An 11,300-nucleotide genomic window follows, 5' to 3' on the forward strand; every position below is an offset into this window, starting at 1 on the left:
ATCAACCCGCCTTGTTTACACGCATATACCAATCCACCAGCCGACGCACCTGCCGCTTGGTGTAGCCGCGCTCCACCATACGCTGCACGAATTCCGTATGCCGTTTCTCGGTGACGCTGTCCTGCTTGGAGCCGAAGCTGATCACCGGCAGGAGATCCTCCACCTGCCCGAACATCCGCTTCTCGATGACTTCGCGCAGCTTTTCATAACTGGTCCAGGCCGGGTTGCGGCCATGGTTCTTGGCGCGGGCGCGAAGCGTGAATTTCACCACCTCGTTGCGGAAATCCTTGGGGTTGGCGATGCCCGCCGGCTTCTCGATCTGGGACAGCTCCTTGTCCAGCACCTCGCGGTTGAGAACCTGGCCGGTATCGGGATCCTTATAATCCTGATCCTCGACCCAGGCATCGGCATAGGCGATGTAGCGGTCGAACAGGTTCTGGCCATATTCCGAATAGGATTCCAGATAGGCCTTCTGAATCTCGTGTCCGATGAATTCGGCGTAGCGGCTCGCCAGCTCCGACTTGATGAAGTCGAGATAGGCCGTTTCCGTCTCCTTCGCGAACTGCTCGCGCTTGATCGCCTCCTCCAGGATGTACATCAGATGCACGGGATCGGCGGCCAGTTCCTGGGTGTCGTAGTTGAAGGTCTGCGACAGGATCTTGAAGGCAAAGCGCGTGCTGACGCCCGTCATGCCCTCGTCGACGCCGGCGGCGTCGCGATATTCCTGAACGGCCTTCGCCTTGGGATCCAGCTCCTTGAGATTTTCGCCGTCATAGATGCGCATCTTGGTGTAGAGCGGCGAATTGTCGAACTCGGCCAGCCGGGTCGACACCGAGAATCGGCTGAGAATGTCGAGCACTTCCGGCGCACAGGGGCTGCTTGCCAGTTCGCTTTCGCGCAGCAGCTTCTCGTAGATCTGCCTTTCCTCGGTGACACGCAGGCAATAGGGAACCTTGACCACGAGAATGCGGTCGAGAAAGGCTTCGTTGTTCTTGTTGCTCTTGAACTGCAGCCATTCCGACTCGTTGGAATGGGCCACGACGATGCCCTGATAGGGGAAGGCGCCGAAATTCTCGGTGCCGTTGTAGCTGCCCTCCTGGGTGGCGGTGAGCAGGGGGTGCAGAACCTTGATCGGCGCCTTGAACATCTCGACAAATTCGAGCAGCCCCTGGGTCGTGCGGTTGAGCCCGCCGCTGTAGGAATAGGCGTCGGGATCCGATTGGCTGAAATGTTCCAGCTGGCGGATATCGACCTTGCCGACCAGAGCCGAAACGTCCTGGTTGTTTTCATCGCCGGGCTCGGTCTTGGCGATGCCGATCTGGCGCAGCCGCGAGGGCACCAGTTTGACGACGCTGAATTTGGAAATGTCGCCGGACAATTCGTCGAGGCGCTTGGCCGCCCATGGGGAAATCAGGCCGTTCAGACGCCGCCGTGCGATGCCATATTTGTCTTCCAGGAGGTCGCCCATCCGGTCCGGATTGAAGAGGCCGAGCGGCGATTCGAAGATCGGGCTTATCTTACCGCCGACCTTGAGCGTGTAGATGGGGCGTTCTTCCATCAGCTTCTTCAGCCGTTCCGCCAGGGAAGACTTGCCGCCGCCAACGGGACCGAGGAGGTAGAGGATCTGCTTGCGTTCTTCCAGGCCCTGGGAGGCATAGCGAAAATAGCCGACGAGACGCTCGATCGTATCCTCCATGCCGTAAAAATCGGCGAAGGCCGGATATGTCTTGACCGTGCGGTTGGCGAAAATCCGCCCGAGGCGCTCGTCCTTGCTGGTATCGACCAGTCTCGGCTCGCCGATCGCGTCGATCATCCGCTCGGCCGCGGAGGCGTACATCGACGGGTCCTCGCGGCACGCCAGCAAATATTGCTGGAGGCTCATCTCCTCCTGGGCCGCATTGGTATAATGTTCCGCAAACAGGTCGAAAACGTCGCTTCTCTCAGTCATGGCAGCCTCCCATGGTGGCTGATCGGGTCGACTGCGCCCTTGCTCACTCAACTGCAGGAAACCCGTAGAGTTCCGAGTGACTCACAAAGAACATCCGCTAAGATTGCGGCAGATTATGGTAGTCTGGTGCCGGTAAGTATTTTTATCCAGATGCGATCGAAAAATTAATGTTCGTCGCTCCGCCACCTCACGCTTGTGGCCATCGCCGCAAGTATGAATCGGCTGATCAACAAAGCTCAATCTAGCGCATCATCGTTGATTCGTCCGTGCATGTGCGCACCGTTCACAGCCAAAATACGCTGCCGGGGAACCCAGAAGGGTGGCGTGATGCAGAGGTGTGCTTTGCCGCCCCCGGCAAGCCGCGGCAAAGCGACGCGACCGGCGTCGGGGCAGCCGCCGCTGCTATCGATAGCGGGCAAAAACCTGGGTGGTCCCGTCCTTGCGCAGCAGCAGGACATCGTATGGCTCGGCATCGGCGCTGCCTTCGCCCATGCCGGGCGAACCGATGGGCATGTCGGGTACCGCCAGCCCGACCGCATCGGGGCGTTCGGAGAGCAGGCGCGCAATCTCGCGAGCCGGAACATGGCCTTCGATGACATAGCCGCCGATCAAGCCGGTATGGCAGGAGGCGAGATCCGGCTTGACGCCCGATTGGAGCTTGCGCCGCTGGAACTCCTCCGACGGAAGTTGCCGGACATCCGTCGCATAGCCCTGTTCCTGCAGATGGCGGGCCCAGGCGAGGCAGCAACTGCAGCCCCCGGTGGTGAGGATCTCGACGGTCGGCCCGGCCGCATTGGCAAGGCCGGGCAGGGAAACCAGCGCCGCAACCGAAAGGCTTCGAAGGATCTTCTTAACTGAATTTCTTTTCATTTTCAGGCTTTTGAATCGATAATTCGACGTAATTTCTGAAGTTTGGTCTCGCGCGGTTCGTGCAGGTCCAGCATACTGGCGAACTTGCCATTGGCGTCCATCACATAGACGCCGGCGCTATGATCCATGGTGTACTCGCCGCCCTCCATCGGTACCTTGCGGGCATAGGCGGCAAAGGCCTTCACCACGGCGTCGGTATCCGCCCGACTGCCGCGCAAGGCGAGGATGCGCGCATCGAACGAGGCCATGTATTGCGCCAGAAGCTCCTGGCTGTCCCGTTCGGGATCGACGGTGACGAAGAGGACGTTGAAAGCATCGGCGGCGGGGCCGAGCGTGCCCATCAGTTCCGTGAGATCGGACAGGGTGGTCGGGCAGACGTCGGGGCAATGGGTGAAGCCGAAAAAGGCAAGATAGGGCTTGCCGGCCAGACGCGCATTGTCGATCGTCTCTCCCTTGTGCGAGCTGAGCCGGAAGGGGCCGCCGACCCTGGCCATGTCCATGACGGGCCGGTCGGTCGCCGGCTTGGCAGCCCCGTCTTTCCAGGCTTGCGGCAGCACGGTATTCGCCGCGAGTAGGAGCGTGGCTCCGGCGACGGCGCTCCAAGCGGCGATGCGAATGATTTTCAGGACTGTCATCGTGCCCCTGCCAATTCCAACGTCAATTCCGTTCGGCTCCTTTGTCCCGGTGCGTTCCCGGTCTCCTGCTCGAAGGCGCGGAGCGTATCGGCAACCTCGGTCCTGAACCAGGACGAAGCCGGATCCTGATCGAGGCGGGCCGACCAGACCATCGAGACAGCTGGCAGCGTGAGATCGAGCGGAGCGGGGCGCGCCGCCAGGCCGAAGCGCGGCCCGTAAAGCTGCGCCATGCGCGTTGGTATCGTCGTGATCGTCGGGGAGGCGGCTACCGTCGCCAGCACGCTCAGAAACTCGGACGATGCCGATACCACGTTGAGCTTGGCATCGATGGCGTCGAGGGCGGCTTCAAGGCAACCTTGCAGGCTGTCGGTCAGCGTGACCAGCGCATGTGGCAGCGCCAGATAATCGGTCAGGCTGATCGACATGCCGATATCGAGCTGGCCAGGATTGAAGACGCAGCTCAAGGCCTGCTCGAACAGGAATTGCGCCTTGTGGCGCTGAGCGACGGCTTGGAAGCAGCCGACGGCAAGGTCCAGGGTGCCGTCATCCAGCAGGCGATGGACCTCGTCGCTTCCGGTCTGCCGGCTAAGCAGCCTCACGCCGGGTGCGGCGCGGCGAAGGCGTGCCGTGAGTTCGGGTATCAGCAAGAGTTCGACCTCGCTGGAGAAGCCAAGGCGGAAGGTGCGCTCTTCGGTTGCCGGCTCGAAGATCGAGGGGGCATGGAGAGCAGCCTGAATCTGTGCCAGCGCGACGCGGATGGGTTCGGCCAGGGCGAAAGCATAGGCGGTTGGCTGCATCACAGTTCCCACGCGGACGAAGAGTTCGTCCTGCAGCAGCACGCGCAAGGTCGACAGGCTGTGGCTCATCGCCGGCTGTCCAACCTTGAGACGGGTTGCCGCCCGCGTGACACTGCGCTCCTGCATCAGGGCATCGAAAGCCACCAGCAGGTTGAGGTCGAAGGAGCGAAGATCGAAATGGTTGATGCGCGACATGAGCCGTATCGATTTCTAATATGATCTCGATAGAGCTAAATCCTGCACCGGACAATGCCTTTCTTCGAGACGGCAGACGTCAAGCATAGGGAGCAGGACATGGAACGCGCCTTCGGATCCTATCGGGTCGGTGCAGCCACCATCACCAAGATTCCGGAGTTGGCACTCGATGGGGTCGACCCAACCCTTCTCTATCCCGATTACGATCCCGCCGCCGGAGCCGACGAAGCGCGAAGGCTGGGACCGGGATCGGTCGATCGGCACACGGGGCTGTTGCGCCAGAGCATCCACGCCTGGCTGGTGACGACGCCCGATCGGGTCATCCTCGTCGACACGGGCTCCGGCAACGACAAGGAACGGCCGGGCCTGGCGGTACTGCATCATCTCAACGAGCCGTTTCTCGAGCGCCTGGAGGCGGCGGGCGTCAGGGCGGACGACGTCGATCTGGTCCTGCTGACCCACATTCATGCCGATCATGTCGGATGGAATACGAGCTGGACGGGAGAGCATTGGGTCCCGACCTTTCCGAACGCCCGCCATGTCTTTTCCGCCCGTGAACGCGCCTATAACGCGGCGCTCGCGGCGGCGACGGGTTCGGATATGGATCTGCGAGCCGAAGCGGGCCTCGGTCCCATGGCACGCCTGCCGCTACCCGGCGTCTACGAAGACAGCGTGGTTCCCATTGTCGAAGCTGGGCTCGCCCGCGAAATCACGGTGGATGGCTCGCAGGCGGAGGAGGGCTTCTTCTTCCTTCCCAGCCCCGGCCACAGTATCGATCACGCCTCGATCGGCTTTCGCTCCGAAGGCGAATACGCCCTGTTCTGGGGCGATGTGCTGCATCATCCCCTCCAGATTGCCAGGCCAGACTGGAACTCGGCCTATTGCGAGTTTCCGCAGGCGGCCACGGCCTCGCGCCACTGGGCACTGAACCATGCCGCCGAGACCGGCGCCCTGGTACTGACCACGCATTTTGCAGAGACCTCCGCCGGCCGCGTCCGCCGCGACGGCAACGCCTTCAGCTGGCAATTCGTCTGATCGAGGAACCTGTCATGACTTCAACCGAAACCCTGTCGATACCGCACATCATTGCCCGGGCCCAGCTGATCGCGAGCGACACGCCGGGCGTCCAGCTGCAGCTCCTCAACAAGCGGCCGGACGGTATGAACACCTTCAGCCCCGAGCGAACCCTGGTGATGATGCACGGTGCGACGTTTTCATCGGCGAGCCTGTTCGACGTGCTCGTAGGCGAGGGATCGTTCATGGATGTATTGGCACGTGCGGGCTACGATGTCTGGGCCGTCGATGCGCGCGGCTATGGTGGCTCCACCCGTCCGCCCGAGATGGAGCAGCCGCCTGAAGGCGGCGTTCCTCAGACGCCGGCCCTCACGGCGGCGCGGGACCTTGCCGCGGCGGTCGACTTCATCCGCCGCGAGCGTGGCATCGCGCGGCTCAGTGTGCTCGGCATGTCCTGGGGCGCGACAATTGCCGGCATCCTTGCCAGCCGGCCCGAAGCGCCTGTCGAGAAATTGGTGCTGGTGACGCCCCTCTGGCTCTCGGAAAAGCCATTGCGCATTGATGCGGGAGGGCCGCTGGGAGCCTATCGCCTGGTGAGCCCGCGGGCTTTCGAGGCAGGATGGCAAGCGCCGGCGCCCGAAGAGGCGAGGGGGAGCCTGATTCCCAAGGGCTGGTTCGAGACCTGGGAGAAGGCGACCCTGGCGACCGATGCGAATTCGCCCATGCCGGGCACGATCAGAGCTCCTTCCGGTGCCGTGCAGGACGTGCGCGAGCATTGGACCGCTGGCAGGCCGCTCTACGATCCGGCCGGCATAAGCTGTCCGGTGCTCGTGATCGGTGCGGAGTGGGATGTCGACGTCCGGTTCGACATGGCGCATGACCTGTTCGCCCGTCTCACCACAGCGCCTTACAAGCGGTTCGTCGAGATCGGGCAGGCAACGCACATGGTGCTCATGGAAAGAAACAGGGCGCAGGCTTTCGATACGGTGATCGGCTTCCTTAATGAAGGTTTCATGCAGGGCGACTACTTGGCTCGATAGCAGGAGCGCGTTCGCACATGCCGAGCCTTTGACGGCTCCGGGTGTGTGGGGCGGGCCATCGGGATCGATGGCCCAAGGAAAGAAAGGCACGAGGATGCGCGCGATCGGCTGGCGCAGAAGCGTGATGGCTCCCGCCATCGCCGCCGCACTGGCCGGCCTCGCCCCGTTCTTCTTCCTCGCAAGGTTTCTCGATCCCGATGCCCTCTGGAAGGTCGTCAATGGACGATGTGTGCCGGAACAACAGCAGCAGGCCGAGCTCAAGCATTGCGCCGAGGTCGACCTCAGCAAGGGCGTCGATCGTGGCTTTGCCGTCCTCAAGGACAATGCTCCGACAAAGCCCTATAATTACCTGCTCATCCCGACGAAACGCATCACCGGGATCGAGGACGGAGCCCTGCTGGCGCCCGATGCGGAGAACTATTTCGAGCATGGCTGGGCCGCGCGCTCCTATCTCGGCGCGATCCTCAGGCGCGACCTCGATTGGACTATGGTCGCACTGGCCGTGAATTCGGCGAAAGACAGATCCCAGAACCAGCTTCATATCCATGTCGGCTGTGTCAGGCCGGACGTTCGCAAAGCTCTAGAGGACAGCGAAGCGCAGCTTTCGGAAGGCTGGTCGCCCTTGGCGCTGCCGCCACCCGATCCACCCTATTTCGGTCTCAAGCTGGCGCGGGACGGTCTCTCCGGCTTCAACCCGTTCCATAAGCTCGCCGATGACATTCCCGGCGCCAGGACAGCGATGGGCCTTTACACCATCGTCGTGGTCGGTGCGGTCTTCAAGGACGGGAGCAAGGGCTTTTATATACTCAGCCGACGCCGGGAGGACGGCTCGCCGGCTCACGGCGAGGATCTGATCGATACGACCTGCCTGCTGGCCAAGCCGTCGCGATAGATCGGCTGGGAGCAGAGCCCGAGCGCTGCTACGATGCAGCGCGATGAGGCCGAGAGGATTGAACGGGAACGGGCCGGCGCGGTGCGGTAAGGCTCGTCGGGCATTCGGAAGACGTGCTCTGCAAAGACCTCGGGCTGGCCGAACCTCAGCGTGCGGCCGTCTTTGATCGCCTTGCCGCGCGCTAGGATAGGTTTGCCCGCCGGCAGGGCCAGGAGATCGATCTTGAATTCGGCCGTGATAATGCTCCGAGCGCAGGCATGCGGGCCTCGACCTGCGCAATGTCCGGTTCCGGCACAGGACTGCCCTTCGATTTCGAAGCGGCATTGGTCGTGGTGCGAAATGCCGCGGTACTACGGTATACGAGAGCCAAGTGTGGTTTCTTCGAACCGTACTTCTTCCAACTCTATGTTTCGACGCGCCTTTGCGATTGGCGGTTCCTCTCTAATCGCCAAATACTTCGCCGAATAAGCCGCCTATGCGTCCATGATATCATTGAGGGAAGAACGGTTTCGGTCGATCGCAGGTCTCGCTTCCCAAAATGTCTTGGACTCTACGTCGAACGGACTGCCGAGGATAATAAGACGCATTGAAATCACTTGGTTTTCTTGAGATAATGCAGGCAGTGCGAAGAACGCCCGGCTGAGGATGTTCTCAAGCAGCGCACGGTGGTCCTCAAGGGCGTTTGAGCCAAGCTCATCGTAGCCTGAGAGGAGGCGCGTTATGGCAACATTCAAAGTCATGGGGCCCTTGGGGCTCTTGCAGCACCGACGCTGGGAGGACATCGCCTCGATGATCCTCGGCGTCGCAATCATCATATCCCCGCTATGGCTCGGCATCACCGAAACGCCGACCGTGATGCTGGTCACAGCCCTGATCGGCGCGGCCGTCGTAGCGCTCGCCAGCCTGGAGGTGGTATTCCTGCGACGCTGGGAGGAAATCCTGGCGCTCGCCTGCGGCGTGTGGCTGGCAATACAGCCCTTCGTGTTCGGCTATGATCCTCCGTTGCGCAACTGGCACATCGTGCTTGGCGCGCTCGTGGCGATCCTGGCGATCCTGGAACTCTGGCAGGACCGCGATCGCGACATGTCGGCCTAGGTGCGTGACCGCATGGATGTGGCCAGGCCTTTCGCCAGGCCTGGCCTGCTCACCAGGCAGCCCCCGGCCAGAAGCCGGTCATGGCCCGATCCTATCCAGCAAATCGAGGAGGGCGCTATGCGGCGCGAACCGCCGGTCGGACACGCTTGGCGGCGGATCCAATTGCTGTAGTGTCTCCGCTCCGGATGCGAGTCGCGCCAGAAGGGAAGAGATGATGACTGCCTTGTTGCCGAACGTGGATCCCGACGGTCTCCTCGAATACTCGGTGGTCTTTACCGATCGCGCGCTCAACCACATGTCGCAGGTCTTCCAGGGTGTCATGCGGGACATCTCGCAAACGTTGCGCCGCGTCTACGGCGTGGAAGAAGCAGGGGGCGTGGCCCTGGTGCCCGGCGGCGGCACCTATGCGATGGAGGCGGTGGCACGCCAGCTCGCCCAGAACAAGAAGGTGCTGGTCATCCGCAATGGCTGGTTCTCCTATCGCTGGACGCAGATATTCGAGATGGGCGCCATCCCCACCGAAAGCATCGTGTTGAAGGCGCGCCAGACGCAGGCGGAATCGGGCGCGCGCCAGCAACCCTTCCAGCCCGTGCCGATCGAGGAGGCTGTGGCCGTCATCGAAGCGGAACGCCCGGCTATCGTCTTCGCGCCCCATGTGGAGACCGCCTCCGGCATCATGCTGCCGGACGGGTATTTGAAGGCAATCGCCGATGCGGCGCACAGGGTCGGGGCGCTCTTCGTCCTCGACTGCATCGCTTCGGGCTGTGTCTGGGTCGACATGAAAGAGATCGGCGTCGACGTGCTGATCTCCGCGCCGCAGAAGGGATGGAGCGCCTCTCCCTGCAGCGGCATCGTCATGCTGAGCGAAGCCGCGAAAGCGCAGGTGAAAGCCAGCACCAGCTCGTCCTTCGCCTGCGACTTGAAGAAGTGGCTGGAGATCATGGAGGCCTATGAGAAGGGTGGCCATGCCTATCATGCCACCTTGCCGACCGATGCCTTGCGCGGGTTCCGCGACGCCGTGCTGGAGACCGAGGCGAGGGGCTTCGAGAAGGTGAAGGCGGCGCAGCTCGAACTCGGGGCTCGCGTGCGCCAGCTCTTCGCCCAGCGCGGTTTTGCCAGCGTTGCCGCGCCGGGCTTCGGAGCACCCGGCGTCGTGGTCTGCTACACCGACGACCCCGGTATCAAGTCTGGTGCCAAATTCGTTGCGGTCGGCGTGCAGGCGGCCGCCGGCGTCCCTCTCATGTGCGACGAGCCCGCCGATTTCCAGACCTTCCGTATCGGCCTTTTCGGCCTCGACAAGCTCGCCGACATCGACCGCACGGTGGGCAATCTCGAACGGGCGCTGGGCGAGGTCGTGGGCACCGCGAACATCCGGTAGCCGCCAGGCGGGATTGCCTGCGGCGATCTGTCTCTCGAGGAGATCACGGCGACAGGTGAACGGCGGCAGGCGCGTGCTGAAAGTCGGGCAACTGCTGGCCGCAGCGGCCTCTCAAGAGATCGGCCGCATCCCGGACCACTTTCGAGATCTCGAGGAGTTGTTTGACGAGGGGGCTGGTCTTGCGCCAGATCATACCGATGGTGCGCGAGGGCTGGGGATCGGCGAAACGGGCGATGGAAACCTGCGCCGAGCGCGTTTCCATCGGCACGGCCATTTCGGGGATCAGGGTGACCCCGATGCCCGCCCCGACCATCTGCACGAGGGTCGACAGGGAGCTGCCGTCCAGCAATTCGCGCGTCCGCAGGGAGGGAACATTGCAGAAGGCCAGTGCCTGATCGCGGAAGCAATGGCCTTCCTCCAGCAGGAGCAGCCGCATTTCGCTGAGCATCTCCCGGTTCGGCACAGGCTTTCCCTCCTCTTCGCTCGGCCGCACCAGCACGAAGCTTTCGGTGAACAGGGCGACCTCGTTGAAGGAAGGTTCCGATACCGGCAGGGCGACGATGGCGGTGTCGAGGCGGCCGTCGATGAGCTCCTGGATTAGCCTGGGGGTCACGGTTTCGCGCACATGAATGTCCAGGCCCTCATGCGAGCGGGCGAGGTTGCCGATGAGGGTCGGCAGCAGATAGGGGGCAACGGTGGGAATGACGCCGATGCGCAGCGGCCCGACCAGTTGATCCTGCCAGGCCTGCGCCAAATCTCCCAACGCCTCGACCGCACGCAGAATGTCGCGGGCCCGTGTGGCGAACTCGGTGCCGAAACTGGTGAGCCGGATCTGACGGGCGCCTCTTTCGAACAGGGCCAGGCCCAGGCCTTCTTCCAACTCCTTGATCTGCATCGACAGGGCCGGCTGGGAAATCGCGCAGGCATCCGCCGCCCGGCCGAAATGGCTGTGCCGGACCAGGGCCTCGACATAGCGCAGCTGCCGCAACGTCAGATTCTTCATAACCCAGCCTTATCGCGACTATCGGAAAAGCTGACTTAAACTGATGATCAGACTCTAGTAAAGCTCTAAACGGGGACGGTGATGCGAGTCGAAGGCGACCCGAATCACGCATATGACCCCGCCAATGCCGCCCTGAGGGCGTACAGAATCCGGGTGGCCGCGATTAATGTCGTTTGCAAGATGTTCCTTTGCTGTGAGCGGCTGGCGCAAAGGCTGCGCCGCGCCCGGCATGCCACTCGTCCCGCCGGCCGTGACACGCACTTGTCGTTCTCAGACGTGATAGTTCCCGGCCAGGCATTTTTCATCAGCAAGTACCATTGGAGGCAATGATGGACGGAAGCGATACGCCGAACACGGGCAAGTGCCCGGTAGCGCATGGAGCGCGTCCCGGTTTTGAGGTTCGCTCGAACCGTGACTGGTGGCCGAACCAGCT

The 11,300-nt window shown here is 62.5% G+C and carries 10 protein-coding genes; 5 read left to right on the plus strand and 5 right to left on the minus strand.

Translation table 11 applies throughout. From position 1 onward, the window contains the following. Position 1: 1 nt before the first annotated feature. From J8I29_RS18610 to J8I29_RS18625, 4 genes are all read right to left on the minus strand, one after another. Positions 2–1,948: a PrkA family serine protein kinase gene (locus J8I29_RS18610; protein ID WP_105860352.1), complete on the minus strand. Its 1,947-nt coding sequence runs from the start codon at positions 1,946–1,948 to the stop codon at positions 2–4. 402 nt (positions 1,949–2,350) lie between these two features. After that, entirely contained in the window at positions 2,351–2,818 is a 468-nt protein-coding gene (locus J8I29_RS18615; protein WP_209432796.1) for a DUF411 domain-containing protein, read from the minus strand. Between the two features lie 2 nt (positions 2,819–2,820). After that, on the minus strand, positions 2,821–3,453 hold the full coding sequence (locus tag J8I29_RS18620; RefSeq protein WP_209432797.1) for an SCO family protein: 633 nt from the start codon (positions 3,451–3,453) through the stop codon (positions 2,821–2,823). Continuing rightward, positions 3,450–4,445, minus strand: coding sequence for a LysR family transcriptional regulator (locus J8I29_RS18625; RefSeq protein ID WP_209432798.1), 996 nt, complete (start codon positions 4,443–4,445; stop codon positions 3,450–3,452). The genes J8I29_RS18620 and J8I29_RS18625 overlap by 4 nt, the downstream gene beginning before the upstream one ends. 99 nt (positions 4,446–4,544) lie before the next feature. On the opposite strand from J8I29_RS18625, the gene J8I29_RS18630 reads away from it, so the two are divergent. The 5 genes from J8I29_RS18630 (at position 4,545) to J8I29_RS18650 (ending at position 9,864) form a co-directional block, all read left to right on the plus strand. Continuing rightward, positions 4,545–5,480 carry an MBL fold metallo-hydrolase gene (locus tag J8I29_RS18630; RefSeq protein ID WP_209432799.1) on the plus strand — a complete coding sequence of 312 codons (936 nt, stop codon included), beginning with the start codon at positions 4,545–4,547 and terminating at the stop codon, positions 5,478–5,480. Between the two features lie 14 nt (positions 5,481–5,494). Beyond that, entirely contained in the window at positions 5,495–6,499 is a 1,005-nt protein-coding gene (locus J8I29_RS18635; RefSeq protein ID WP_209432800.1) for an alpha/beta hydrolase, read from the plus strand. A 94-nt stretch (positions 6,500–6,593) separates the two neighbouring features. Then, positions 6,594–7,391, plus strand: a complete 798-nt coding sequence (locus J8I29_RS18640; RefSeq protein WP_209432801.1) for a CDP-diacylglycerol diphosphatase — start codon at positions 6,594–6,596, stop codon at positions 7,389–7,391. A 720-nt stretch (positions 7,392–8,111) separates the two neighbouring features. Continuing rightward, positions 8,112–8,486, plus strand: coding sequence for an SPW repeat protein (locus J8I29_RS18645; protein WP_209432802.1), 375 nt, complete (start codon positions 8,112–8,114; stop codon positions 8,484–8,486). A gap of 214 nt (positions 8,487–8,700) precedes the next feature. Continuing rightward, positions 8,701–9,864 carry an aminotransferase class V-fold PLP-dependent enzyme gene (locus tag J8I29_RS18650; RefSeq protein WP_209432803.1) on the plus strand — a complete coding sequence of 388 codons (1,164 nt, stop codon included), beginning with the start codon at positions 8,701–8,703 and terminating at the stop codon, positions 9,862–9,864. 43 nt (positions 9,865–9,907) lie between these two features. Here the strand turns inward: J8I29_RS18650 and J8I29_RS18655 are convergent, their stop codons facing one another. Further along, on the minus strand, positions 9,908–10,867 hold the full coding sequence (locus tag J8I29_RS18655) for a hydrogen peroxide-inducible genes activator (protein WP_209432804.1): 960 nt from the start codon (positions 10,865–10,867) through the stop codon (positions 9,908–9,910). Positions 10,868–11,300 lie beyond the last annotated feature (433 nt).

Source organism: Labrys sp. LIt4, assembly GCF_017813775.1.
GTDB classification, from domain to species: domain Bacteria; phylum Pseudomonadota; class Alphaproteobacteria; order Rhizobiales; family Labraceae; genus Labrys; species Labrys okinawensis_A.